Origin of the sequence: Geodermatophilus sabuli (assembly GCF_900215145.1) — a bacterium.
Taxonomy (GTDB): Bacteria; Actinomycetota; Actinomycetes; order Mycobacteriales; family Geodermatophilaceae; genus Geodermatophilus; species Geodermatophilus sabuli.
This window is the reverse complement of the sequence record NZ_OBDO01000003.1, coordinates 83,202-108,399: the sequence shown is the minus strand read 5'-3', so window position 1 is coordinate 108,399 and position 25,198 is coordinate 83,202. Positions and strand designations below refer to the sequence as shown.

At 74.8% G+C, this 25,198-nt stretch carries 22 protein-coding genes; 15 read left to right on the top strand and 7 right to left on the bottom strand.

Annotated elements, in window-relative coordinates; all coding sequences use genetic code 11:
- Nucleotides 1-36: 36 nt before the first annotated feature.
- Nucleotides 37-2,208 (bottom strand): SCO7613 C-terminal domain-containing membrane protein, encoded by a 2,172-nt coding sequence (locus tag CRP39_RS08665; protein ID WP_097205977.1) that lies wholly within the window; start codon nucleotides 2,206-2,208, stop codon nucleotides 37-39.
- Between the two features lie 125 nt (nucleotides 2,209-2,333).
- On the opposite strand from CRP39_RS08665, the gene abc-f reads away from it, so the two are divergent.
- The 6 genes from abc-f (at nucleotide 2,334) to CRP39_RS08635 (ending at nucleotide 8,846) form a co-directional block, all read left to right on the top strand.
- On the top strand, nucleotides 2,334-3,935 hold the full coding sequence (gene abc-f / locus CRP39_RS08660; RefSeq protein WP_097205976.1) for a ribosomal protection-like ABC-F family protein: 1,602 nt from the start codon (nucleotides 2,334-2,336) through the stop codon (nucleotides 3,933-3,935).
- Nucleotides 3,936-4,463: 528 nt separating this feature from the next.
- Nucleotides 4,464-4,691, top strand: a complete 228-nt coding sequence (locus CRP39_RS08655; protein WP_097205975.1) for a helix-turn-helix domain-containing protein — start codon at nucleotides 4,464-4,466, stop codon at nucleotides 4,689-4,691.
- Nucleotides 4,688-5,464, top strand: a complete 777-nt coding sequence (locus CRP39_RS08650; RefSeq protein WP_245853708.1) for an enoyl-CoA hydratase/isomerase family protein — start codon at nucleotides 4,688-4,690, stop codon at nucleotides 5,462-5,464. The genes CRP39_RS08655 and CRP39_RS08650 overlap by 4 nt, the downstream gene beginning before the upstream one ends.
- A gap of 69 nt (nucleotides 5,465-5,533) precedes the next feature.
- Complete coding sequence (locus CRP39_RS08645) at nucleotides 5,534-7,426, top strand: ABC transporter ATP-binding protein (RefSeq protein ID WP_245853707.1); 1,893 nt, start codon at nucleotides 5,534-5,536, stop codon at nucleotides 7,424-7,426.
- A gap of 110 nt (nucleotides 7,427-7,536) precedes the next feature.
- Nucleotides 7,537-8,001, top strand: coding sequence for an SgcJ/EcaC family oxidoreductase (locus tag CRP39_RS08640; RefSeq protein WP_097205973.1), 465 nt, complete (start codon nucleotides 7,537-7,539; stop codon nucleotides 7,999-8,001).
- Entirely contained in the window at nucleotides 7,998-8,846 is an 849-nt protein-coding gene (locus CRP39_RS08635; RefSeq protein WP_097205972.1) for a sulfurtransferase, read from the top strand. The genes CRP39_RS08640 and CRP39_RS08635 overlap by 4 nt, the downstream gene beginning before the upstream one ends.
- A gap of 28 nt (nucleotides 8,847-8,874) precedes the next feature.
- On the opposite strand, the gene CRP39_RS26730 is transcribed toward CRP39_RS08635, so the two are convergent.
- On the bottom strand, nucleotides 8,875-9,030 hold the full coding sequence (locus tag CRP39_RS26730) for a hypothetical protein (protein WP_172442348.1): 156 nt from the start codon (nucleotides 9,028-9,030) through the stop codon (nucleotides 8,875-8,877).
- Nucleotides 9,031-9,066: 36 nt separating this feature from the next.
- Here CRP39_RS26730 and CRP39_RS08630 point away from each other — a divergent pair, with 36 nt between their 5' ends.
- Nucleotides 9,067-9,309 carry a hypothetical protein gene (locus tag CRP39_RS08630; protein ID WP_097205971.1) on the top strand — a complete coding sequence of 81 codons (243 nt, stop codon included), beginning with the start codon at nucleotides 9,067-9,069 and terminating at the stop codon, nucleotides 9,307-9,309.
- Here CRP39_RS08630 and CRP39_RS08625 read toward each other — a convergent pair.
- Genes CRP39_RS08625 through CRP39_RS08615 form a run of 3 tightly spaced genes read right to left on the bottom strand, consistent with a single transcriptional unit; the run spans nucleotide 9,282 to nucleotide 13,604 of the window.
- On the bottom strand, nucleotides 9,282-9,995 hold the full coding sequence (locus CRP39_RS08625; protein ID WP_245853706.1) for a sirohydrochlorin chelatase: 714 nt from the start codon (nucleotides 9,993-9,995) through the stop codon (nucleotides 9,282-9,284). The two genes, CRP39_RS08630 and CRP39_RS08625, sit on opposite strands and share 28 nt — an antisense overlap.
- On the bottom strand, nucleotides 9,992-10,753 hold the full coding sequence (locus CRP39_RS08620) for an SDR family oxidoreductase (protein WP_097205970.1): 762 nt from the start codon (nucleotides 10,751-10,753) through the stop codon (nucleotides 9,992-9,994). The genes CRP39_RS08625 and CRP39_RS08620 overlap by 4 nt, the downstream gene beginning before the upstream one ends.
- Nucleotides 10,754-10,766: 13 nt before the next feature.
- On the bottom strand, nucleotides 10,767-13,604 hold the full coding sequence (locus CRP39_RS08615) for an aconitate hydratase (protein WP_216359664.1): 2,838 nt from the start codon (nucleotides 13,602-13,604) through the stop codon (nucleotides 10,767-10,769).
- Between the two features lie 329 nt (nucleotides 13,605-13,933).
- On the opposite strand from CRP39_RS08615, the gene CRP39_RS08610 reads away from it, so the two are divergent.
- From CRP39_RS08610 to CRP39_RS08585, 6 genes are all read left to right on the top strand, one after another.
- Nucleotides 13,934-14,692: an SIR2 family NAD-dependent protein deacylase gene (locus CRP39_RS08610; protein WP_216359663.1), complete on the top strand. Its 759-nt coding sequence runs from the start codon at nucleotides 13,934-13,936 to the stop codon at nucleotides 14,690-14,692.
- 114 nt (nucleotides 14,693-14,806) lie between these two features.
- On the top strand, nucleotides 14,807-16,342 hold the full coding sequence (locus tag CRP39_RS08605) for a long-chain-fatty-acid--CoA ligase (RefSeq protein ID WP_097205968.1): 1,536 nt from the start codon (nucleotides 14,807-14,809) through the stop codon (nucleotides 16,340-16,342).
- A gap of 212 nt (nucleotides 16,343-16,554) precedes the next feature.
- Nucleotides 16,555-17,805 carry a C40 family peptidase gene (locus tag CRP39_RS08600; RefSeq protein WP_245853705.1) on the top strand — a complete coding sequence of 417 codons (1,251 nt, stop codon included), beginning with the start codon at nucleotides 16,555-16,557 and terminating at the stop codon, nucleotides 17,803-17,805.
- Between the two features lie 284 nt (nucleotides 17,806-18,089).
- Nucleotides 18,090-19,448 carry an AAA family ATPase gene (locus CRP39_RS27980; protein ID WP_097205967.1) on the top strand — a complete coding sequence of 453 codons (1,359 nt, stop codon included), beginning with the start codon at nucleotides 18,090-18,092 and terminating at the stop codon, nucleotides 19,446-19,448.
- Nucleotides 19,445-20,473 carry a DUF58 domain-containing protein gene (locus CRP39_RS08590; RefSeq protein WP_097205966.1) on the top strand — a complete coding sequence of 343 codons (1,029 nt, stop codon included), beginning with the start codon at nucleotides 19,445-19,447 and terminating at the stop codon, nucleotides 20,471-20,473. Before CRP39_RS27980 ends, CRP39_RS08590 begins: the two co-directional genes overlap by 4 nt.
- A 46-nt stretch (nucleotides 20,474-20,519) precedes the next feature.
- Nucleotides 20,520-21,476: a VWA domain-containing protein gene (locus CRP39_RS08585; protein ID WP_097205965.1), complete on the top strand. Its 957-nt coding sequence runs from the start codon at nucleotides 20,520-20,522 to the stop codon at nucleotides 21,474-21,476.
- Between the two features lie 64 nt (nucleotides 21,477-21,540).
- On the opposite strand, the gene CRP39_RS08580 is transcribed toward CRP39_RS08585, so the two are convergent.
- The gene (locus tag CRP39_RS08580) at nucleotides 21,541-22,512 is read right to left on the bottom strand and encodes a quinone oxidoreductase family protein (protein WP_097205964.1); all 972 of its coding nucleotides are present in this window, start codon (nucleotides 22,510-22,512) and stop codon (nucleotides 21,541-21,543) included.
- A 376-nt stretch (nucleotides 22,513-22,888) separates the two neighbouring features.
- On the opposite strand from CRP39_RS08580, the gene CRP39_RS08575 reads away from it, so the two are divergent.
- Nucleotides 22,889-23,287, top strand: coding sequence for a cupredoxin domain-containing protein (locus CRP39_RS08575; protein WP_097205963.1), 399 nt, complete (start codon nucleotides 22,889-22,891; stop codon nucleotides 23,285-23,287).
- Nucleotides 23,288-23,339: 52 nt separating this feature from the next.
- Here CRP39_RS08575 and CRP39_RS08570 read toward each other — a convergent pair whose 3' ends face one another.
- Nucleotides 23,340-23,948 carry a TetR/AcrR family transcriptional regulator gene (locus CRP39_RS08570; protein ID WP_097205962.1) on the bottom strand — a complete coding sequence of 203 codons (609 nt, stop codon included), beginning with the start codon at nucleotides 23,946-23,948 and terminating at the stop codon, nucleotides 23,340-23,342.
- A gap of 75 nt (nucleotides 23,949-24,023) precedes the next feature.
- On the opposite strand from CRP39_RS08570, the gene CRP39_RS08565 reads away from it, so the two are divergent.
- Nucleotides 24,024-25,148: an MFS transporter gene (locus CRP39_RS08565; protein WP_245853703.1), complete on the top strand. Its 1,125-nt coding sequence runs from the start codon at nucleotides 24,024-24,026 to the stop codon at nucleotides 25,146-25,148.
- Nucleotides 25,149-25,198 lie beyond the last annotated feature (50 nt).

Genomic DNA, 25,198 nt, shown 5'->3' with positions numbered 1-25,198 from the left:
GGTAGGGCCCGGGGCGCCGGAGCCACCCGCCGGCGGTCAGCGCATCTGCGCCACCCAGGCCACCGCCTCCCGGGCCTGCTGCCGCCGACGCTCGTAGGTGGCGCCGAGGACCAGGAGGATCAGGCCCGCGGCGGCCAGCACCAGCCAGCGGGGAGCCAGCGGGGCGTAGGGCGTCAACCGGCCGAGGACGACCGTGGCCAGCGCCGCCGCGCCGACGACGAAGGGCGCCTGCCGCCGGGTGAGGGTGCCGGCCACGGCGAACGCCGTCGCGCCCGCCACCACGAGCACCAGTCGCAGGGCGGACGGCTCCGCGACCGCCATCAGCGCCGACGGTGCCAGCGCGGTCACCACCGCCGGCCCCTCGGCCGCCCACGACCGGGCGCCGTCCCGCAGCTGCGGGACGGCGAGCAGCAGGAGGCCGCCGGCGGCCGGCAGCGTGTACGCCTCGGGGGTGGCCACGCCCGCACCGCCGACCGCCGTCCAGGCCGCCGCGACGAGGGCGGCGACCGCACCGACGGCGACGTCACGGCGGTGCGCGGCCAGCGCGTAGGCCCCGGCCGCGGCGCCGGTCACCGCGAGCACGAGGGCCGCCTGCCCCCACGCCTGCACCCCGGCGGTCGTCGCGAGCGCGCACAGCCCGGCCAGCAGACCGGTGCCGGCGGTGACCCGTTCCTCCGTCGACGGCGTCCACAGCGCGGCCAGGCCGAAGCCGGCCGCGCCGACGAGGGCGAGCAGCAGGCCGGTGGCCGCCAGGCCGAGCCACCCCGCCTCCTGCGCGAGGAGGGCGGCCGCAGCCGGGCACGCCAGGCTCGCGGCGAGCGCCCGCGGCCGCAGTGCCGGCAGCCGGGCGGCGGACAACGCGGCCGGGACGGTGGCCCCGAGGACGACCACGGCCAGCGCACCCGGACGCTCGGTGACCAGCAGCGTGGCCGAACCGGTCACCGCCAGGGCGGTCCCCGCCGCGGTCGACGCGGCCGCCACGGCATGCAGGTGTGCGGTCAGGACACCGGCGCCGAGCAACGCGACCCCCAGGGCCGCGGCGGCGACCGGCCCCGGCCCGCCGGCCCGCGCCATGGCCCCGGAGAGGGCCAGCGCGGCGACGCCCGCCCCTGCGCCGGCCAGCACCCAGGCGCGCGGCAGGGTGGCCGCCAGCCGGGGCTCCCGCAGTAGCAGCAGCGTCAGGGCGCCGGCCGCAGCGATCAGGACCGCCGCCGACCACGAGTCGACCGGCGGACGGCTCCAGGCCGCGGCGACGCCCAGGCCGGCCCCGGCGAACGTCCAGAGCAGCGCCAGCACGCGCGCGACCGGTTGCAGGGCGGGCCGCAGCGCCAGGGGGAGCAGGACGTCGAGCAGGGCGACGGCGAGCGCGACCGCAGCTCCCGCCGTCCCGCCGACCGCACCCGGCGGCAGCAGCAGGAGCGCCACCGGCTGTGCCGCCAGCACCGCCACCAGCGGCCACGTGACGGTGCTGCGGCGCAGCCGGGCCAGCCCGGCCGCCACGCCCACGACGACCGCGCAGGACAGCGCCGTCCAGATCCGGAGCGGGACAGCGTCGGCCCCGGCGAGCCCCAGCGCGTGGGCCGCACCCAGGTCGACCGCCAGCAACGCGGCCCCCGCGGCGGCGAGGGCCTCCTCGGTGGCGCGCAACCCCTTGCGCCCCGTCCAGGCGGACAGCCCGCAGGCGGACGCGGTGACCGCCAGCATCACGGTCGCCTGGAAGGCCAGGCCCAGCCGCGTCCACGCCACCGCGACGAACGCGATGGCCGCGGCGACGACCAGCAGGGCGCCCAGGCCGAGCAACACCTGTTGGGGGCTGACCCGGCGGCGGGCCGCCGGGTGCCCTGCGGCGCCCGCCCCGGGCGCCGGGGCCCCCGGCGGCAACCGCGGCGGCCGAGACCACGGGGGAGGCGGCACCGCGGCGGGCGGGAGGGGTGCCGCCGGGACCGGTGGCAGGTCGCCGGACCACGGCACCGAGCGCGGCCCGGCCGGTCCCGGCGGAGAGCCGGCCACCGATCGCAGGGTGGCGAGCAACCGGTCCCGGTCCCGCGCCAGCTGGTCGATCGTGGCGCCGATCCGGGCCACGACGAGCGCCGCCTCACCGACGGCGGGCAGCCCGCACGACGGACACGGCGCCGGTCCGGGCCCGGCACTCGGGCGGCCACAGACCGGGCAGGGCACACCCCAGGGCGTCCCGTTCGGCGAGGTCATGCCCGGATCCTGGCGTGACCGACGTCCCGCTGGGGCGACCGTTCCCCGTCTGTGGACGGCGATGCCGCCGACGTCACCCCGGAACTCGGCGGACCGGAGCCCGCCGAGCGCCTACCCTGGGATCAGTGATCACGACCACCGGCCTGGAGTTGCGCGCCGGCGCCCGCATCCTCATCAGCGAGGCGACCCTCCGCGTGCAGCCCGGTGACCGCATCGGGCTGGTCGGCCGCAACGGGGCCGGCAAGACCACCACCCTCACCACCCTCGCCGGCGAGCGGCTGCCGCACGCCGGCAAGGTCGAGGTGACGGGGGAGATCGGATACCTGCCGCAGGACCCGCGCAGCGGCGACCTCGACATCACCGCCAGCGACCGCGTCCTGTCCGGCCGCGGCCTCGACGTGCTGCGCGCGCAGATGACCAAGGCCCAGGTGGCGATGGCCGAGCCGGCCGACGACGCCGAGCGCGACCGCGCGGTGCGCCGTTACGGCCGCCTGGAGGACCAGTTCGCCGCACTCGGCGGGTACGCCGCGGAGAGCGAGGCCGCCCGCATCTGCACCGCGCTGGGCCTGCCCGACCGCGTGCTGGCCCAGCCCCTGCGCACCCTCTCCGGCGGGCAGCGTCGCCGCGTCGAGCTCGCCCGCATCCTCTTCTCCGATGCCGAGACACTGCTGCTCGACGAGCCGACCAACCACCTCGACGCCGACTCGATCACCTGGCTCAAGGGGTTCCTGGCCTCACACAAGGGCGGGCTCATCGTCATCAGCCACGACGTCGAGCTGCTCGACGCCGTCGTCAACAAGGTGTGGCACCTCGACGCCAACCGGGCCACCGTCGACGTCTACAACCTCGGCTGGAAGCCCTACCTCGCCCAGCGGGAGACCGACGAGCGCCGGCGCAAGCAGGAGCGGGCCAACACCGAGCGCAAGATCGACGCGCTGTCCGCGCAGGCGGACAAGATGCGCGCCAAGGCGACCAAGGCCAAGGCGGCACAGAGCATGGACAAGCGCGCCCAGCGGCTGGCCGCCGGGCTGGAGGCCGTGCGCGTCCAGGACCGCGTCGCCAAGCTGCGGTTCCCCACGCCCACGCCGTGCGGGAAGACCCCGCTCACCGCGGAGGGCCTGTCCAAGAGCTACGGCTCGCTGGAGGTCTTCACCGACGTCGACCTCGCCGTCGACCGCGGCACTCGGGTCGTCGTCCTCGGGCTCAACGGCGCCGGGAAGACGACGCTGTTGCGCATGCTCGCTGGCACCGAGATGCCCGACACCGGCGAGGTCAAGGCCGGCCACGGCCTGCGGGTCGGCTACTACGCGCAGGAGCACGAGACCATCGACCTCGACCGCTCGCTGCTCGAGGTGATGCGGTCGGCGGCCCCGGACAGCACCGACACCGAACTGCGGCGCATCCTCGGCGCCTTCCTCTTCTCCGGCGACACGGTCGACCAGCGGGCCGGCACGCTCTCCGGCGGCGAGAAGACCCGGCTGGCCATGGCCACGCTGGTCGTCTCGGGCGCCAACGTGCTACTGCTCGACGAGCCCACCAACAACCTCGATCCCGCCAGCCGCGAGCAGGTCCTCGAGGCGCTGCGCACGTACACCGGCGCCATCGTGCTCGTCACCCACGACGAGGGCGCCGTCCGGGCGCTGGACCCGGACAAGGTCATCCTGCTGCCCGACGGCACCGAGGACGCCTGGAGCGAGGACCTCGCCGATCTGGTCGAACTGGCGTAGCACTTCGTCGGCCTACCGGCCGACACCGCGGCCACGTGCCGTCCCGGCCGCCGTGGAGCCCCACCCGTGTCCCGCTCGGGAGGCCCTGCGGGCCTCCGCGACCGGTCCACCCTGTCGGGTGCCGTCCCCGGCTGCCGTCGACACTGCCGTCAGGTGCCGTCCCGGCCGCCGTGGAGCCCCACCCGTGTCCCGCTCGGGAGGCCCTGCGGGCCTCCGCGACCGGTCCACCCTGTCGGGTGCCGTCCCCGGCTGCCGTCGACACTGCCGTCAGGTGCCGTCCCGGCCGCCGTGGAGCCCCACCCGTGTCCCGCTCGGGAGGCCCTGCGGGCCTCCGCGACCGGTCCACCCTGTCGGGTGCCGTCCCCGGCCCCGCCCCCGTAGGCGGACGGTTCTCGCTCGCGTGGCCGAGTGCGCGGGGCTGGGTGATCATGGGTCGCGGGATGCCGAGGTCAGTGGGGCCCGGCGCCAAGGGGACGAGCTGCCGGAGCGGGCCAGGACGGCCCGCACGGTCGCTGACGGAGGGGAGTCATGGCCGACTCGAGCACTGCGGACCTCGGCAAGGGCAAGCGCATCACCGGAGGTGACCGGTCGTCGCTGGCCGACGAGCTGCGCCAGCGGTACGACGGTGGGGAGAGCATCCGGTCCCTGGCCACGTCGACCAACCGCTCGTACGGCTTCGTCCACCGTCTGCTGTCGGAGTCGGGTGCCACCCTCCGCAGCCGCGGAGGAGCCAACCGGAACAGCAAGAAGGCGTGACGCCGGACGACGACGCCGGGTGGGTGCGGACGGCGCGGGACGGCGCCGTCCTCACCGTCACGCTGGACCGCCCCGACCAGCTCAACGCGCAGACCCCCGCCACCTGGACCGCGCTGGCCGCCGTCGGGGAGTCGCTCGACGACGCCGTGCGCGTGGTGGTGCTGCGCGGCGCCGGCCGGTCCTTCTCCGCTGGACTGGACCGCAGTCTGTTCAGCCCCGACCCCGGCACCGCCGGTGGGCTCGGCGAGCTGGCGCGGCTGCCGACCGAGGAGACCCAGGAGCGGATCCGCCGCTACCAGTCCGGGTTCCGGTGGCTACGCGCGCCCGGCATCGTCTCCGTGGCCGCCGTCCAGGGGCATGCGATCGGCGCAGGTGCCCAGCTGGCCCTCGCCTGCGACCTGCGGGTCCTCACCGAGGACGCCGTGCTGCGGCTGCCCGAGGCCACGCTCGGCCTGGTCCCCGACCTCACCGGGACCAGCACCCTGGTCGAGCTCGTCGGCTACTCCCGGGCGCTGGAGATGTGCCTGACCGGCCGCGGGGTCGGGGCGGCCGAGGCGCACGCCGTCGGGCTGGCCAACGCCGTCGTCCCGGCCGACCGCCTCGACGCCGCCGTCACCGAACTGGTCACCGCGATCACCGCGGCGCCGGTCGGGGCCAGCCGGGAGACCGCCGCCCTGGTGCGCTCCGCCGTCCGCAACGACCCCGCGACCCAGGACGCCGCCGAGCGCGCGGCCCAGACCCGCCGGCTGGCCGAACTCGTCGGAGGGGCCTGACACCCTGCGGACGGAATCCGCCGTCGCGCGGTGGTGTTGGCCGGACGACGGGAAGGCGGTGGTGAGGACGTGAGCAGTCCCATGACCTCGATGGCGGCGATGCGGTCGTTCCGCCGCGACCCGTCCGTCGCCGCGCGGGAGCTGCCGAAGGGCACGGTCCGGCGGATCCTCGGCGTGGCCCGGCCCTACCGGCGGGACCTGACGTTCTTCGTGCTGCTGGTGGTCGGCTCCTCGGTCATCGGGGTGCTGACCCCGCTGCTGGCCGGTCGGATCATCAACCGGATCGCCGGCCTGGAGGGCACGGCCGCGGACATCGTGCGCATCGCGCTGCTGATCGCCGCGCTCGCGGTGGTCGACGCCGGCATCTCCCTGGTCACCCGCTGGTTCTCCGCGCGGATCGGCGAGGGCGTCATCTACGACCTGCGCAGCCGGGTGTTCGAGCACGTGCAGCGGATGCCGGTCGCGTTCTTCACCCGCACCCAGACCGGCGCACTGGTCAGCCGGCTGAACAACGACGTCATCGGCGCCCAGCAGGCGTTCACCTCGACGCTGTCGGGGGTGCTGTCCAACGCCATCGGTCTGGTGCTGACCGCCGGGGTGATGTTCAGCCTCTCCTGGCAGATCACCACGCTGTCGCTGGTGCTGGTGCCGGTGTTCGTCCTGCCCGCGCGGCGCATCGGCCGGCGGCTGCAGGAGATCACCCGGGAGTCCTACGGGCTCAACGCGTCGATGAACGCGACGATGACCGAGCGGTTCAACGTCGCCGGCGCGCTGCTGGTCAAGCTCTTCGGGCGCCCAGGGGTGGAGGCCGACGGGTTCCGCGGCCGGGCGGCCCGGGTGCGCGACATCGGCGTCCTGTCGGCCATGTACGGGCGCACCTTCTTCACCGCGCTGACGCTGGTCGCCGCGCTGGCCACCGCGCTGGTCTACGGCCTCGGTGGCTGGCTGGCGTTCACCGGCTCCCTCAGCCCCGGGGACGTCGTCGCCCTGGCGTTGCTGCTGTCGCGCCTGTACGGGCCGCTGACGGCGCTGTCCAACGTCCGCGTCGACGTCATGAGCGCGATGGTCAGCTTCGACCGGGTCTTCGAGGTGCTCGACCTGGAGCCGATGATCCGCGAGGAACCCGACGCCGTCCCGGTCCCGGCCGGCGACCGGTCCATCGAGTTCGAGCACGTCTCGTTCAGCTACCCGTCGGCCGCGGAGGTCTCGCTGCCGTCGCTGGAGGACGTGTCCCTCCCCGAGCACGGCGGGCCGACGGCCGTGCTGCACGACGTCTCCTTCCGCGTCGCCCCGGGTCGGTTGGTGGCCCTGGTCGGGCACTCCGGAGCCGGGAAGTCGACGATCGCCAACCTGGTGTCGCGGCTGTACGACGTGACCAGCGGCACGGTCCGCGTCGGCGGCGTCGACGTCCGGCACGTCACGCTGGACTCGCTCCGCGACGCGATCGGCGTGGTCAGCCAGGACGCCCACCTCTTCCACGACACCATCCGCGCCAACCTGGTCTACGCCCGGCCGGAGGCGACCGAGGAGCAGCTGTGGGCGGCGCTGGCCGGCGCCCGGATCGCCGGGCTGGTGCGCTCGCTGCCCGACGGTCTGGACACCGTCGTCGGCGACCGCGGGTACCGGCTCTCCGGGGGCGAGAAGCAGCGGCTGGCGATCGCCCGGGTCCTGCTGAAGGCGCCGGGCATCGTCATCCTCGACGAGGCGACCGCACACCTGGACAGCGAGTCCGAGGTCGCGGTGCAGCACGCCCTCGACACCGCGCTGACCGGCCGCACGTCGCTGGTCATCGCCCACCGGCTGTCGACGATCCGCAGCGCGGACCAGATCCTCGTCGTCGATGACGGTCGCATCGCGGAGTCGGGCACGCACGCTGAGTTGCTGGCGCTCGGAGGGCGGTACGCCGACCTGTACCGCACGCAGTTCGCTGTCGGCGAGGGGCGAACGGTGGGCGCGGCCTGACCACTACCGTCACTCCTGTCCCAGCACACACCCGGGACGACGTGACCGGGCTGGCGCGGTCACGCGGGAAGACTGCACCGCCGGTCGGCGGCGCCAGCGAGGAGGAGTCTGTGACCGCAGCGCACCCGTACGACGCCCAGATCCGTGCGCTCTACACGTCGTTCCTCGACGGCTGGAACCGGCGCAGCGGTGCGGCGGTCGCAGCCGGCTTCGCCGACGACGGCGACATCATCGGCTTCGACGGTTCCCACCACCGCGGCCGGCTGTCCATCGCCGCGGACCTCAGGCAGGTCTTCGGCAGTCACCAGACGCCGACCTACGTCGGGATCGTGCGGTCGGTCCGGCCGCTGGCACCCGGGGTAGCGCTGCTGCTCGCGCACGCCGGGATGATCCCGCCGGGCGGGGAGGACCTCGACCCCGCGCTGCACACGGTGCACACGGTCGTCGCCGTCGACGAGGGCGGCGGCCGCTGGCGGATCTCCCTGCTCCAGGCGACCCCGGCCGCGTGGCACGGCCGCGGTGACGCCCGGAACGCCCTCACGCAGGAGTTGCACGGCCTGCTCGCCGTCCGGTGAACTCACGCGGGGGCACCGCCGTGCTCGTGGCCGCCGAGGACCTGTGGGCCGGTCAGGAGCAACTGGTGCTGCTCGACGTCCGGTGGTCGCTGGCCGATCCCCGTGGGCGCGAGCTGTACCGCTCCGGTCACCTGCCGGGCGCGGTCTTCGTCGACCTCGACGGCGAGCTGAGCGAGCCGCCCTCCGCCGCGGAGGGACGGCACCCCCTGCCGTCGTTACAGCGACTGCAATCGGCCGCCCGGCGATGGGGCATCCACGAGGGTGACCGGGTGGCTGTCTACGACGACGCCGGGGGCCTGGCGGCCGCCCGGGCCTGGTGGCTGCTGCGCTGGGGTGGCCTCCCCGACGTCCGCCTGCTCGACGGCGGCCTCGCGGCGTGGAGCCGGGCGGGCGGCCCACTGGAGACCGGCGACGTCGTCCCGGAGCCGGGGGACGTGACCCTTCGAGGAGGCGGCATGCCGGTGCTCACCATCGACGACGCGGCCGGGCTCCCGGGTGCCGGCGGCGTCCTGCTCGACGCGCGCGCCGCCGAGCGCTACCGCGGCGACGTCGAGCCGATCGACCCCCGGGCGGGACACGTGCCCGGCGCCGTCAGCGCGCCGACGACGGAGAACCTGGGCGGCGACGGACGCTTCCTTCCAGCGGCTGTACTCACCGCGCGCTTCGCCGAACTGGGCATCGGCCCCGGCCGGCCGGTCGCCGCGTACTGCGGTTCGGGGGTCGCCGCCGCCCACGAGGTCGCCGCCCTGGCCGTGGCCGGCATCGAGGCCGCGCTGTGGCCGGGCTCCTGGTCACAGTGGTCGAACGACCCCGACCGCCCGGTGGCGACCGGCCCTCGGCCCTGACGCCCGGACGGGGCGTCCGCCGGCAGGGTCAGGCCGCGGCGCCGACGGCGCTGGCGGCTGCAGGCTCGTCCGGCCGCCGACGGCGGGCCGTCGCCCCGGCGGCCAGCAGCACCAGCCCGGCCACGGCCCACCCGGTGAGGACGAGGACGGGTGTCGCGGCACCGGCGCCGCCGAACCAGGACACCGACCGCAGCAGCGACCCTGTCGCCGCGACCAGATCGTGGACGCCGCGATCGTGCGGTTCGCCGCGAACGGCTGTCGGGCCCAGGCGGCCGGGCGGTTGCGGCGAGAAGCCGATCCGCAGCAGGTGGGGGCCACGATGTTCTCGCTGGTCCTCGGGTTCCTGCTCCAGCGGCTGCTGCTCGGCGACGTGCCCGCCGCCGCGTACGGCGACGCCGTCCGCGCGCTGGTGGCCGGGGGGACGCGCCCGGACGGTCAGGCCGGGGCCACCGCCGCGTCGTAGCGGTCGAGCAGCACCGCGGCGATCCGCTCGTCGGGCAGCAGGGGGGCGGTGACGGCGTCGGCGCCCGCGCCGGCGAGCTTGTCGTGGAAGTGTCCGGGCGCGAGCAGGTAGGCCGCCACGACGACCCGCTCGGCACCCGCCCGGCGGGCGGCGGCGACCGCCGTGGCCACGGGCGGCTGTGCGGCCGACCCGTAGCCCGTGGTCACCGGGCCGGCCCAGGTGCGCTGCAGGAGCCCGGCGGTGTCCTGCACGTCGGCGACCGAGCGCGGGTCGCTGGAGCCCGCCGCGGCCAGCACCACCGCGGTGTGCGGGTCGCGCGGATCGGCCCGGGTGGTCCGCAGCCGGTCGGCGAGGACCTCGACCAGTCGCGGGTCCGGGCCGAGCGGCCGGGCGGCCACCGCACCCGCGGCGCCCTCGACGGCCCGCGCGATGTCCACGTGCACGTGGTAGCCGCCCGACAGCAGCAGCGGGACGACGACGGCGGGCCGCCCGTCGGCGCGCAGCCCGGCCACGACGTCGGCCACGGTGGGGGGTTGCACGTCCACGAACGCCGCCGTCGTCGTCAGGCCGGGGCGCAGGGCGCGGGCGGCGAGGGCCAGTTCGGCGATGAGCCGGCGTCCGGTGGGGTTGCGGGTGCCGTGGGCGCAGGCGACCAGCACGGGCAGGGGGTCGACCGGCCCGGTCACGGACTGCGCAGCCGGCCGCCGTCGACGGCGACCATGGTCCCGGTGACGTAGGAGGCCGCGGGGGAGAGGAGGAACGCGGCCACGCGCCCGAACTCCTCCGGGCGCCCGTAGCGGCGTAGCGGGATCGACGCCTCGGTCGCGCGGCGGGCGGCGTCGGGGTCCGGCTTCTGCGAGTCGATCTCGAGGATGCGGTCGGTGGCGGTGGCCCCCGGCAGCAGCCCCACGACCCGGATCCCGCGCGGGCCCAGTTCGTCCGACAGGCCCTTGGCGGTCATGGCGAGGCCGGGCCGCAACCCGTTGGAGACCGCCAGACCCTCCAGGGGCTGCCGCACGGACGTGGAGAGCACGAAGGCGATCGCGGCGCCCTCGCACAGGTGCGGGACGAGCGCCTTCACCAGGCGCAGCGGCCCGAGCAGCAGGCTCTCGACGCCGTCGCGCCAGTGCTCCTCGGCGGTGTCGAGCACCGTGCCGGGAGCGGGCCCGCCGACCGAGATCAGCGAGCCGTGCAGCTCGCCCAGCCGCTCCAGCGCCGTCTCGACCAGCCGCTGGGCGGCCCCGGGGTCGCCGAGGTCCGCGGCCTCGCCGTGAGCGGCCGGTGCGCCGCCGAGCTCCTCGGCGGCGCTGCCGACGGCGTCGGCGGAGCGGGAGCTGACCAGCACCCGGGCGCCGTCGTCGACCAGGGCCTGGGCGGTCGCGAACCCCAGCCCCCGGCTCGCGCCGGTGAGCAGGAATCCGCGACCGCCCAGGCCCAGGTCCATCAGCGGGCAGCCATCAGTTGGCAGAGCCCCGCAGGGAGCGCAGGACGTACTGCATGATCCCGCCGTTGCGGTAGTAGTTCGCCTCACCGGGGGTGTCGATCCGGACGACGGCGTCGAACTCGGTGTCGCCGGCCTGCACCTTCACCGTGCGCGGCGTCTCGCCGTCGTTGAGCGCGGTGATCCCGGTGATCGTGAACTCCTCGTCGCCGGTCAGGCCCAGCGACTCGCGGTTCTGGCCCTCGGGGAACTGCAGCGGCAGCACGCCCATGCCGATGAGGTTCGAGCGGTGGATGCGCTCGTAGCTCTCGGCGATGACCGCCTTGACACCCAGCAGAGCCGTGCCCTTGGCCGCCCAGTCACGGGAGGAGCCCGAGCCGTACTCCTTGCCGGCCAGCACGACCAGCGGGATGCCGGCCTCCTGGTAGGCCTGCGAGGCGTCGTAGATCGACGTCGTCTCGCCGGTGAGGTGGTTCTTGGTGACGCCACCCTCGGTGCCCGGCGCCAGCTGGTTGCGCAGCCGGATGTTGGCGAAGGTGCCGCGGATCATGACCTCGTGGTTGCCGCGGCGGGAGCCGTAGGAGTTGAAGTCGCGCCGCTCGACGCCGTGCTCGCGCAGGTACTCCCCGGCGGGGGAGTCGGCCTTGATGGACCCGGCCGGCGAGATGTGGTCGGTGGTCACCGAGTCGCCGAGCACCGCCAGCGTGCGGGCGCCGGTGATGTCGCCGACCGGGGCCGGCTCGGCCGGCATGCCGTCGAAGTACGGGGGACGGCGGACGTAGGTGCTCTGCGGGTCCCAGTCGAAGGTGTCACCGGTCGGCGTGGGCAGGTTCTGCCACTGCTCGGTGCCGGCGAAGACGTCCTCGTAGCTGCGGCCGAACTGCTCCGCCGAGACGGCGTGGTCGATGACCCGCTGGACCTCCTGCGGGGACGGCCAGATGTCGTGCAGGTACACGTCGTTGCCGTCGGCGTCCTGGCCCAGCGGGTCGTTGTTCAGGTCGACGTCCATCGAGCCGGCCAGCGCGTAGGCGATCACCAGCGGCGGGCTGGCCAGGTAGTTCATCTTGACATCGGGGTTGATCCGGCCCTCGAAGTTGCGGTTGCCCGACAGCACCGAGACGACGGCGAGGTCGGCCTCGTTGACCGCCGCGGACACCGGCTCCGGCAGTGGGCCGGAGTTGCCGATGCAGGTGGTGCAGCCGTAGCCGACCAGGTAGAAGCCCAGCTTCTCCAGGTACGGGGTGAGCTCGGCCTTCTCGTAGTAGTCCATGACGACCTTGGACCCGGGGGCCAGCGTCGTCTTCACCCACGGCTTGCTGGTCAGGCCGCGCTCCACGGCGTTCTTGGCCAGCAGCGCCGCGCCGATCATCACCTGCGGGTTGGAGGTGTTGGTGCACGAGGTGATCGCGGCGATCACGACGTGGCCGTGGTCGACGAAGGTCTCGGTGCCGTCCTCCATGACCACCCGCGTGGGCTTGGACGCGCGGTCGCCGTCCACCGGGCCGTGGGAGGCGCCGTGCGGCTTGCCGGAGGCGCCGTTGCCGTGCGCGAAGGGGCTGGCCGGGTCGGAGGCCGGGAAGGTCTCCTCGACCGCCTCGTCAACACTGGAGCCGGCGTCGCGCGGGGCGTCGTCGTCGTCCTTCTGCATCTCGTCGATCGGCGCATAGGTCGGCAGCGCCTCCCGGAACGAGGCCTTGGCGTCGGTGATGGCGACGCGGTCCTGCGGGCGCTTTGGGCCGGCGATCGACGGGACGACGGTGGAGAGGTCCAGCTCCAGGTACTCGGAGAAGGCCGGCTCGCGGGAGGCGTCGTGCCAGAGACCCTGCTCCTTGGCGTAGGCCTCGACCAGCGCGACCTGCTCGGCGCTGCGGCCGGTGAGCCGCAGGTAGGTGATGGTCTCCTCGTCGATGGGGAACATCGCCGCGGTGGAGCCGAACTCCGGGCTCATGTTGCCGATCGTGGCCCGGTTGGCCAGCGGGACGGCGGAGACGCCGGCGCCGTAGAACTCGACGAACTTCCCGACCACGCCGTGCTGGCGGAGCATCTCGGTGATGGTCAGGACGAGGTCGGTGGCGGTGGCGCCGTCGGGCAGCTCACCGGTCAGCTTGAAGCCGACGACCCGCGGGATGAGCATCGAGACCGGCTGGCCGAGCATCGCGGCCTCGGCCTCGATGCCGCCGACGCCCCAGCCCAGCACGCCCAGGCCGTTGACCATCGTGGTGTGCGAGTCGGTGCCGACGCAGGTGTCGGGGTAGGCGACGACGCGGTCCCCCTCCTGCCGCGGGAAGACCACGCGGGCCAGGTGCTCGATGTTGACCTGGTGCACGATGCCGGTGCCCGGCGGTACGACCTTGAAGTCGCTGAAGGCCCCCTGGCCCCAGCGGAGGAACTGGTAGCGCTCGCCGTTGCGCTCGTACTCGATCTCGACGTTGCGCTCGAAGGACTCCGGGGTCCCGAAGACGTCGGCGATGACGGAGTGGTCGATGACGAGCTCGGCCGGGGCGAGCGGGTTGATCTTCTGCGGGTCGCCGCCGATCTCGGCCATGGCCTCGCGCATGGTGGCGAGGTCGACGATGCAGGGAACGCCGGTGAAGTCCTGCATGACCACGCGGGCCGGGGTGAACTGGATCTCCTGGTTGGGCTCCGCGGTCGGGTCCCAGCTGGCGATCGCCCGGACGTGCTCGGCGGTGATGTCCGCGCCGTCCTCCGTGCGCAGCAGGTTCTCGAGGAGGACCTTCAGGCTGAAGGGCAGCTTCTCGGAGCCCTCCACCGCGTCGAGCCGGTAGATGTCGTAGTCGGTGCCGTCGACGGTGAGCGTCGACCGTGCCCCGAAGCTGTCCTTGCTGGCTGCCAATTCTCTGCGCCTACCCCTCGCTGGTCTGTCGCGCTGATTGCCACCCCCGATCATCCCAGCCGTCCGCCATCCCCGCGCAGGTGAGGCGACCCTTCCCTCCCAGGAGGGGGCGCCGCACGATCAGCCGGGCTGGTCGTGCGGTGTCCTGGCTCACCGCCGGCGGTGAGCCAGGAGGCGCTCCGGTGAGCCGGGCTGATCGTGCGGGGTGCCGGTGAGCCGGGCTGATCGTGCGGGGTGCCGGCGCGCCGGGCTGGTCGTGCGGGGTGCCGGCGCGCCGGGCTGGTCGTGCGGGGTGAGGGCGGGGCGGCGGCCCTCCTACCGTGGACGCCGTGACGACCGGCACCGTGCCCGACCCGCTGCCCGACTGGCTGACCTCCGCGGAGCGGGTCACCGTGCTCACCGGCGCGGGGATCTCCACTGACAGCGGCATCCCCGACTACCGCGGCCCGAACGGCGTCTGGACGAGGGACCCGGACGCCGAGAAGCTCGTGACGCTGTCCTACTACGTGGCCGACCCCGACATCCGGCGCCGGGCCTGGCTGATGCGCCGCGACCTGCAGGTCGGAGAGGTCCGCCCCAACGCCGGGCACCGGGCCCTCGTCGAGCTCGAGCGGCAGGGCCGGCTGCGCGGGCTGCTCACCCAGAACATCGACGGCCTGCACCAGGCCGCCGGGTCCTCGCCCGCGCTCGTGCTGGAGCTGCACGGCACCGTGCACGAGGTCGAGTGCCTGTCCTGCCGCGATCGGACGACGATGGCCGACGCGCTGGCCCGGGTCGATGCCGGCGAGGCCGACCCGGCGTGCCGGCGCTGCGGCGGCATCCTCAAGTCGGCGACGATCAGCTTCGGCCAGGTCCTGGACGCCGAGGTCATCGAGGCCGCCGCCGTGGCCGCCACCGACTGCGACGTGTTCCTGGCCGTCGGCACCTCCCTCACCGTCCACCCCGCGGCCGGTCTCACCGACCTGGCGGCGGGCGCCGGCGCACGGGTCGTCGTCGTCAACGCCGAGCCCACGCCCTACGACGCCCTCGCCGACCTCGTCGTCCGCGAGCCGATCGGCACCGCCCTGCCGCGCCTGGTCGCCCGCTGACCGCGGCGGGTTCCGAGACCTGCCCGATCCGCCCCGTGCCAGCTAGCGTGACAGGGACCACGTCCAGCGGCTGGCTCCCGGTCCGGGGGCGGCCACAGCACCCGGGAGCCGGACATGCGCGTGCCCTTGACCACCCGTGACTTCCTGGACCGTGCCGAGCTGGTCTACGGCGACCGCGTCGGCATCGTCGACGAGCCCAACCAGCCGGCGCCCTCGACCGGCGAGCTCACCTACCGCGAGGTGGCCCGGCGGGGACGCGCCCTGCAGGCCGGGCTCGACGCGCTCGGCGTGGGTGAGGGTGAGCGGGTGGCGATCGTCAGCCACAACGCCGGCCGGCTGCTGGAGTGCCTGCTCGCCGTCCCGTCGTCCGGCCGGGTCGCCGTCCCGGTCAACTTCCGGCTGCAACCGGAGGAGGTCAGCTACATCGTCGGCCACTGCGGCGCCCGGGTGCTGCTGGTCGACCCGGAGCTCGAGGCCTCCCTCAAGAGCGTGGAGGCCGAGCACAAGTTCAGCACCGGCGAGGAGTACGAGCAGCTGCTGCGGTTCGACACCGAGCCGCGGCCGTGGTCGGAGCCGGACGAGGACGCCATCGCCACCATCAACTACACCAGCGGGACGACGGCCCGGCCCAAGGGCGTGCAGATGACCCACCGCAACGAGTGGGTCAACGCCGTCACCTTCGCCATGCACATGCAGATCAGCGACCGCGACGTCTACATGCACACGCTGCCGATGTTCCACTGCAACGGCTGGGGCCTGCCGTACTCCACCGCCGGGCTGGGCGCCCGCCAGGTGGTGCTGCGCAAGGTCGACGGCCCGGAGATCCTGCGGCGGGTCGAGCAACACGGCGTGACGGTCATGGCCGGTGCGCCGGCGGTGTGGAACGCCGTGCTCGACGCCGCCGCCGACTGGGACGGCGAGATCCCCGGTCGCGACCGGGTGCGCATCATCGTCGCCGGCGCTCCGCCGCCCTCGCGCACCATCGCCCGGGTCGAGGCGGAGCTGGGTTGGGAGTTCAACCAGATCTACGGCCTCACCGAGACCGCGCCGCTGCTCACCATCAACCGCCCGCGGGAGGAGTACGACCACCTGGACGCCGAGGAGCGGGCCAAGCGGCTGTCCCGGGCGGGCGTGCCTGCGCTGGGCATCCGGCTGAGCACCAGCGAGTCGGGGGAGGTGCTGGCCCAGGGCAACACCGTCCTGGCTGGGTACTGGAACAACCCCGACGCCTCCGGCGAGGCGCTGGAGGGCGGCTGGTTCCACACCGGGGACGGCGGGACGATCGACGAGGGCGGCTACCTCACGATCTCCGACCGCAAGAAGGACGTGATCATCACCGGCGGCGAGAACGTCTCCTCCATCGAGGTGGAGGACGCCGTCTTCAGCCACCCCGCCGTCGCGGAGGTCGCCGTCATCGGGGTCCCCGACGACAAGTGGGGGGAGATGGTCACCGCGATCGTCGTCCTCGCCGAGGGGCAGACGGCGACGGCGGAGGAGATCATCGCCCACTGCCGCGAGCGGATCGCCACCTACAAGGCCCCGAAGCGGGTGGAGTTCACCAGCGAGATCGCCCGCACCGCCACCGGCAAGATCCAGAAGTTCAAACTGCGCGAGGCGTTCTGGTCCACGTCCGACCGTCAGGTCAACTGACCCGGCATCACCCCTCCGGGTGAGGGGGTGCTCAACCCCCTCACCGGACGGGTCGATCCCGCACCAGGAAGCGCTCCCCGGAGCGCGTCGGTGCAGGGTCGAGGAGGGGTCGGGTCGTGGACAGCGCAGGACGTACTGACCGGAGTCGCACGAGGGGCCGGGGTCCCCGGTGGCTCCGTGGCGTCGGGACGGCCGCCGTCACGCTCGTGATCGTGGGTCTGGCGCCCGGGACGGCGTCCGCCACCCCGGAGGACGACGCGGTCGCCGCCGCCCGGAGCGAACGGGATGCCGCCGCGGCGCAGGTCGGTGCCATCAGCGCGGAGCTGGCGCAGGCCGAGGCGTCGGCCGCGGCGGCGCATCAAGCCGCGCAGATCGCGCTGCAGGAGTACGAGGAGCGCCGCGCCGCCCAGCAGGAGGCGCAGGCTGCGGCCGACGCCGCCGCGGAGGCGGCCGTGCAGGCCGAGGCCGAGCTCGCGCGCGGCCGGGCGCAGGTCGTCGCCTTCGCGCGGTCCAGTTACATGCAGGGCAGCACCACCCCCGGCGCCGCGGCCCTGATGAGCGCCGAGGGCCCGGCCCAGCTGGTGGAGCGGGCGGCGCTGCTCGACGCCGCCGGTTCGCACCGCGTGGACGTCGTCACCCAGCTGACCGTCCTCGAGGCGCAGGCCACCGCGGCCGAGGATGCGGCCCGGGAGGCGGTGCAGGAGGCCACCGAGCTCGAGGCGCAGGCGGGGGAGCTCCTGGCCGCCGCCCAGCAGCAGGAGGTCTCCGCCCGCGCGCTGACCGCGGAGCTCAGCGTGCGGCGCCAGACGTGGGAGGCCGAGCTCGCCGAGGCGCAGGAGGTGCTCTACGGCGCCGAGGGCGCCCGGGACGCCGCGGCGGCTGCCGCGGCAGCGGAGCAGGCGGCGCAGTCCCGCCCGCCGGCGACCACGTCCGGGTCGGGCAGCTCGTCCTCGGGGGGCTCGTCGTCGGGGAGTTCGTCCTCGGGCGGCGCGTCGTCGGGTGGCGCATCGAAGCCCACCGGCAGCACGACGGCCGGGACCCCCACGGGGTCGGCCGTCCAGGTCGCGATCGCGGCGGCGAAGTCCCAGGGTGGGCTGCCCTACAGCTGGGGCGGCGGCAGCAGCCGGGGCCCGTCCTACGGCATCCCGCCGGACACCGGCATCTTCGGCTTCGACTGCTCGGGCCTGACCGAGTACGCCTACGCCGCGGTCGGCATCGCGATCGGCAGCACCAGCCGGGACCAGTACTGGCGGTTCCGCGACCGGACCGTGGCGGCCTCGGACCTGCAGCCCGGGGACCTGGTCTTCTGGGCCAACGGGAGCGTCTACACGTCGATCTACCACGTGGCCCTGTACATCGGGAACGGCCAGGTCATCCAGGCGCCGCAGAGCAACGACGTGGTCAGGATCTCGTCGATGTGGTTCGGCTCGGACTACTACGGCGCCGTCCGCCCCACTGGCTGAGGGAGGACCCCGTCCTCCCCATCCCTCGCCGCTCGTGGCGGGACCGGAGGCCGGGCATGAGGGCGTCGGGCAGCCACGGGGGGAGCTGCCCGACGCGGGATCGAGGCTAGCAGCCTGCGGGGTCCGCGGGCAGGGGTGCGCACACGCCACGCGGACGGTCGGCGCGCCGGTCTGGCGGTGATCGTGGCTCGCCCGGGGCGGGCGGACGACGCGCGTCCGGGAAGCGTCCAGGTCCGTGTAGGACACTTGTCCTCCACAGGGACGATCCCCAGCGAGGAGACCGCGTGACCAGCGCCGCCAGCACCCCCCTCGAGCAGCCCGCCGGCGCATCGGCCGCCGGTCAACCGGTGCCGCCGTCGGCCGACGCGGCCCGCCTGGAGCGGGTGCTGTTCGAGATCAAGCGGGTCATCGTGGGGCAGGACCGGCTGGTCGAGCGGATGCTCGTCGCGGTGCTCGCCCGCGGTCACGTGCTGCTGGAGGGTGTGCCCGGCGTCGCCAAGACCCTCGCGGTGGAGACGCTGGCCACCGTCGTCGGCGGCTCGTTCGCCCGCCTGCAGTTCACCCCCGACCTGGTGCCCGCCGACATCATCGGCACCCGCATCTACAAGGCCGGCCAGGATGCCTTCGACACCGAGCTCGGGCCGGTGTTCGCGAACTTCGTGCTGACCGACGAGATCAACCGCGCGCCGGCCAAGGTGCAGTCGGCGCTGCTGGAGGTCATGGCCGAGAAGCAGGTCTCCATCGGTGGTGTCACCCACCCGCTGCCCGACCCCTTCCTCGTGCTGGCCACCCAGAACCCGATCGAGTCCGAGGGCGTCTACCCGCTGCCCGAGGCCCAGCGCGACCGGTTCCTCATGAAGGTGCTCGTGGACTACCCGAGCCCGGAAGAGGAGCGCGAGATCATCTACCGGATGGGCGCGACGCCGCCGGTGGCCGACACCGTCCTCGGCCCCGTCGACCTCGTCCGGATGCAACACACCGCCTCGCAGGTGTTCGTGCACCACGCGCTGGTCGACTACGTCGTCCGCCTGGTGGTGGCCACCCGCGCGCCGCGCGAGCACGGCATGGACGACGTCGCCGCGTGGGTCTCCTACGGCGCCAGCCCCCGCGCCTCGCTCGGCCTGATCGCCGCCAGCCGGGCGCTGGCGCTGGTCCGTGGCCGGGACTACGTGCTGCCCCAGGACGTCCTCGACGTCACCGCCGACGTGCTGCGCCACCGGCTGGTGCTCTCCTACGACGCGCTGGCCGACGGCGTGCCCGCCGACCACGTGGTCAAGCGGATCCTGCAGACCGTGCCGCTGCCGCAGGTGACGCCTCGGCAGCGGGCCGGTGGCTTCGGCCCGAGCGCGCCCGGCGGGCCGGCCGTGCCCCAGTTCGGGCCGCTCCCGGGGCAGCCGCAGTTCGCTCCCGGCCAGCCGGGTCCGCAGTTCAGTCCGCCGCAGGGCCAGCCGCTGCCGCAGGGGCAGCCCGTGCCGCAGTTCGGCCCCGGCCCCGGCCAGTCCGGTCCGCAGGGCGCGGCGGGCGGTCAGGGCGCCGCGGGTCCCGAGGGTCAGCCGGCTCCCCAGGGCCAGCCGGGCGGGGCGCCGTACGGCGGATCCGGCCCCACCGGGAACGGCTTCGCACGCGGGTCCGCACCGGCGTGATCCTGCGTCGCCGCACGGCGGAGCCCGCGGAGCCGGAACCGGCCCGGCACGCGCCCACGCCCGGCTCCGGTATCGACCCGGGATCGGGGGACGGGGCGCCGCCGAACTTCGCCGAGGGCCCGGCCGACGTCCTGCTGCAGCGGCTGGAGCTCACCATCCGGCGCCGTCTCGACGGTCTGCTCCAGGGGGACCACCTGGGGCTGGTCCCGGGGTCCGGCAGCGAGGCCGGCGACTCGCGCACCTACCACCCCGGCGACGACGTCCGGCGGATGGACTGGCCGGTGACCGCGCGCACCCTGGTGCCGCACGTGCGCGAGACGGTCGCCGACCGCGAGCTGGAGACGTGGGCGGTCGTGGACCTCTCGGCCAGCCTCGACTTCGGCACCGCGCGCTGCCAGAAGCGCGATCTCGCCATCGCCGGCCTGGCGGCGGTCAGCCACCTGACCGTCCGGGGCGGCAACCGCCTCGGCGCGGTCGTTACCACCGGCGAGCGGGTCGACCGCTACCCCGCGGCGTCCGGCCGGCTGGCCGCCGACCGGCTGCTGCGCGCCGTCGTCGCCACACCCCGCGCGACCGGGGGCCGCCGCGGCGACCTCGCCGCCGCCCTGGAGTCCCTGCGCCGGCCGCAGCGCCGCCGCGGGCTGGTCGTCGTGGTCTCGGACTTCCTCGGTTCTGACGCGCGGGGCACCGCCGACTGGGAACGCCCCCTGCGCGGCCTGTCCGGGCGGCACGAGCTGCTCGCCATCGAGGTGGTGGACCCCCGGGAGCTGGAGCTGCCCGACGTCGGCCTGCTCACCGTCGTCGACCCCGAGAGCGGGCAGACGATGGAGGTGCCGACCGGGGACGCGGAGTTCCGCGCCCGCTTCGCCGCCGGTGCCGCGGCCCAGCGCGCGGAGGTCGCCGCGGCCCTGCGGAGGGCCGGCGCCGGGCACCTGCAGCTGCGCACCGACCGCGACTGGCTGATGGACGTCGTCCGCTTCGTCGCGGACCGGCGGCGCGCCGGCTCCGGGGGCGCGTCGCGATGACATCCTCGATCCCGACGTCCTGCCGCGACCGCGGAGGAGCCGCCCGATGACCTTCCAGGCCCCGTTGTGGCTGCTCGCCCTGCTCGCCGTCGTGGCGCTGGTCGCGCTGTACGTGGTGCTGCAGCTGCGCCGCAAGGCCTACGCGGCCCGGTTCACCAACGTCGCCCTGCTGGACACCCTGGTGCCCAAGCGGCCCGGGTGGCGGCGGCACCTGGCCTTCGGGCTGGTGGCGCTCGGGATGGCCGCGCTGCTCGTCTCGCTCGCCGTCCCCTCCACCGAGGTCCGCGTGCCGCGGGAACGGGCCACGGTGGTCATGGCCGTCGACGTCTCGCTGTCGATGCAGGCCACCGACATCGAGCCGAGCCGGTTCGAGGCGATGCAGACGGCGGCCAAGCAGTTCGTCGACGTCCTGCCGGCGCGGATCAACCTCGGCCTGGTGTCCTTCGCCGGGACGGCGACCACGCTGGTCACGCCGACCACCGACCGCGGGCAGGTGCGCGCGGCGATCGACAACCTGGACCTGGCCGAGTCGACCGCGATCGGCGAGGCGGTGTTCACGTCGCTGACCGCGGTGCAGAACTACCAGGCGACGCTGGACGCGCCCGAGGAGGACCTACCCCCGGCGCGGATCGTGCTGCTGTCCGACGGCTACAACACCGTGGGCCGCGACGACACCCAGGCGATCAGCGCCGCCGTCGACGCCGGCATCCCGGTCTCCACCATCGCGTTCGGCACCGACTACGGCACCCTCGACCTCGACGGTGAGCGGGTGCCCGTGCCGGTGGACCGCGAGACGCTGGAGCGGGTCGCCGACGAGACCGGCGGCAGCTACAGCGAGGCGGCCAGCGCCGCGGAGCTCGAGCAGGTCTACGAGGACCTCGGCAGCCAGATCGGCTACACGACCGAACCGCGCGACGTCAGCTACTGGTTCGTCCGCGCCGGCGTGCTCGTCGCGTTGGTGGGCCTCGTCCTCAGCCTGCTCTGGACCAACCGCCTCGTGTGAAGGCGGACCCGGTCCTCGCCACCCCTCGCAGGCTCGGGCCGGGACCCGGGACGGGGCCGCCGCGCTACCGCGCAGGGTCGAGGGTGAGCTTGCCGGTGGTGCGGCGGGCGAGCAGGTCCTGGTGGGCCTCCCGGACGGCGGTCAGTGGGTAGCGGCCCCCGGCGATCGGCCTGAGCGCACCCTCGGCCACCAGCGGCAGCAGCTCGGTCATCGCGTCGTCCATCATCTGCGGCCGCGTCATGCAGTGGGCCAGCCAGAAGCCGATGACGGCGCGGCTGCGCTGCATGAGCGCACCCGGCGGCACGGTCCGGGTCTCCTGGCGGGAGGCCATGCCGTAGGTGACCAGCCTTCCGAAGGGGGCCAGCGCGGACAGGGACCCGGCGAAGACGTTGCCGCCGGTCATCTCCAGGACGACGTCCACCGGCCGGCCGCCGTTGGCGTCGCGCAGCGCGGCGGTGAAGGCCTTCGGGTCGTCGTCGGCGAGGGCGGGGTCGACGCTGGCGTCGGCGCCCAGCTCCTCGGTCAGCGCCCGCTTCTCGGCGCTGGAGGCGGTGGCGATGACCCGCCCGGCGCCCCACCGCCTGGCCAGCTGGACCGCCAGGGAGCCGACCCCGCCGGCGCCGGCGATGACGACGACGGTCTCCCCGGCGGCCAGGTGCGCGCTGGTGCGCAGCAGGTGCCAGGCGGTCGCGCCCTGGAGGACGACGGCCAGTGCCTGCTCGTCGGTCACACCGTCGGGCACCGGCCACGTCAGGCGCGGGTGTGCGGCCACCTTCTCCGCGTAGCCGCCGCCGTCGAGCAGCCCGACCACCCGGGGCCCCCCACCTGCCGGGGTCCCGACGAACTCCGCGCCGGGCACCAGGGGCAGCTGTTGCGGGGCGAGGTAGCTGTTCTCGACCTGGTGGGTGTCGGCGAAGTTCACCCCGGCCGAGGAGACGTCGAACAGCTGCTGCCCCTCACCGGGGACCGGGTCGGGCAGGTCGACGACGTCGAGGACCTCGGGGCCGCCGAAGCGGGTGATCTGCACGGCTCGCACACCGGCAGACTACGAGGCAGCTCGTATCCCGCTGCGGCTGAGGATGCCGCCGGTCGGTGGCGCTCCAGGCCCCGTTCGGCCGCGGCCGTCTCTGTGTCCGACGCTGCGTCCGTTCCGCTGGACTGCACGGTGGGTGTTCAGCAGGGCGGCGGTGGAGCTTCTCGACCACGAGGGGGGAGGGGCTGGGTCGGCGCGACGCGGCGGCACGTGTTTCAGCCGGTGGACGATTTCGGCCGCCGTCGTGGAGGAAGGGGAGTAGACCCATCAGCAGCGACCTCCCCCGCCGGAAGTGGGAGGTCCACCGTCACAGCGGGCGTGACCCGACATCGAGCGAGCTCCGGCTCACCCGGACGGGCAGCGAGACCCGGGAGCTGAGATGAGACCTACGACCGGAGGGACTCTGGCAGTCCTCCTCCTGCTGGCCGCTGCGTGTAGCCAGGAGGACCCGAATCCCTCGGACACCTCGGTCGCCGGGGCGCCGACACTGCAGGCGACCGTCGGCACCGAAGAGTCCCCGGACGCCTTCGAGATCGACCTGGTCGACGAGAACGGCGATCCGGTGACGCAGCTGCCCGCCGGCGAGTACAACATCGAGGTGACGGACCGGACCGCCGACCACAACTTCCACCTCAGTGGTGGGGACGGGGCGGTCGACGAGAAGACCGGCCCCGGGGAGAAGGTGGAGACCCTCTGGGTGGTCACCTTCGAGCCGGGTGAGTACCGCTACATCTGCGATCCGCACCCCAGCATGAACGGTCACTTCACCGTCACCTGAGCGTGCCCCGTCGACCGACGCGGCAGGGGCCGGTGCGCCACGGGCGCCGGCCTCAGGTCCGCCGTCGGCCGGCGAGCTGCGCGTCGACCCACGTCGCGGCGAGTGCGCGGGCGCGGACCAGCGGGTCGTCGTCGGGGAGGCCGGGCGTCGTGGCGGCGCGGGCGAAGCGGTCCAGCGCGCCGTCGTAGAGCAACAGGAGCGTGGCTGCGGCGTCGTCCGGGTCCGGGACGCCGGCGGCGGACGCCAGGGTGCGCAGGCGCTCCACGAGCAGGTGGGTGTCCGCTTCCAGCCACCGGTGTCCCGGGTGGTCGGCCGGCAGCTCGGTGGCCGCCGCGAGGAAGGCGCAGCCCCGCCGGTTGCCCTCGTGCGACCGGTACCGGCCGACCGCGTCGAACAGCGACAGCAGCCGTTCGACCGGGTCCTCGCGCTCGGCCAGGACCGCGTCCCAGGTCCGCCGCCACACCTCGTGCCGTTGCTCGAGGTAGGCGGCCACCAGGGCGTCCTTCCCGGCGAAGTGGGCGTACATCGTCGCGGGGGACACGCCGGCGCGAGCCAGGACCGCGTCGACGCTGGTCGCGGCGATGCCGGACTCGTAGAAGAGCTCGCCCGCCGCAGCCAGCAGCCGCTCGCGCGCCGGTCGACTGGCCGCTGCCCTCGTCATCGCTCTAGCGTAACGATCGTTATGCCAAAACGATCGTTACGGTCCTCGACGGAGACCGCCCGCGGAGCGGCCCTGGTGGTCTCCGGCGCAGCCGTCATCGCCGTCACCTACGGCTTGGCCCGCTACGGCTACGGCCTCTACCTGCCGCAGTTCCGCGCCGCCTTCGGGCTCTCGCCCGGCGCTGCCGGCGCCATCGCGGCGGGCGGCTACGTCGGCTACTGCGGCGCGGCCGTGGTGGCGAGCCGCCTCGTCGGGGGAGGGCGGGCCCGCCGGGCCCTGTGGGCGGCCGGCGGCAGTGCGGCGCTCGGCTCGATCCTCGTGGCCGCCGCCTGGGACGGGGCCTCGCTGGCCACGGGCGCGTTGATCGCCGGGAGCGGCGCCGGCGCCGCCACCCCGGCCCTGGTCGCCGCCGTCGCCCACACGATCCCCCTCCCGGACCAGCCGCGGGCCCAGGGCCTGGTGAACGGCGGCACGGGCGCCGGCGTGGTCGGCGGCGGGCTGCTGGTGCTGTCGGTCCCCGAGGCCTGGCGCTGGTCGTGGGCGGGGTTCGCGGTCGTGTCGCTGCTGGTCACCGCGTGCGCCGACCGCCGCACCCGCTGGCGCTCGGTACCGGAGGGCCCGGCCGGTCGTGGTGGCACGGACCCGGACGAGCGGGCGCTGGCCCCACGGCTCGGCCGGCCGCTGGTCGCCGCGCTCCTGGCCGGCGCCGGTTGCGCCGGCGTGTGGACCTTCGCCCGGGACCTCATGACCGCCGACGGGGGGCTGCCCCCCGCGGTCACCGGTCTGTTGTGGTGCCTCCTCGGGGCGGCCGGCCTGCTCGGCGGGCTCAGCGGCGTGCTGGTCCGACGGGTCGGCCTGCGCGTCGCGTGGCGGACCACCGTGCTGGCCGCCGCCGCGGGCACGGTCCTGCTCGGTGCACTCCCGGGGGCCGTGGTCCCCGCCGCGATCGCCCTCGCGTGCTTCGGCAGCGCCTTCGTCGCGCTCAGCGGCGTGCTGCTCGCCTGGGGCGCGCAGCGGGTCCCCGCCGCCGCGGCGGGCGCGACGGCCGTCCTGTTCATCGGGCTCACCGTCGGTCAGGCCGTCGGCGCCGTCGCGCTCGGTGTGCTCAGCGAGGCCGCCGGGACGCTGACGGCCTTCCTGGCCGCGGGCACGCTCCTGGTCGTCTCCGCTGCCGCGGCCGAGCGTCGGCAGGGCCGGTGAGTCATCGCCCGGGAGCCTGACGGCACACTGGCCGTGGTCGGCGCCCGGTC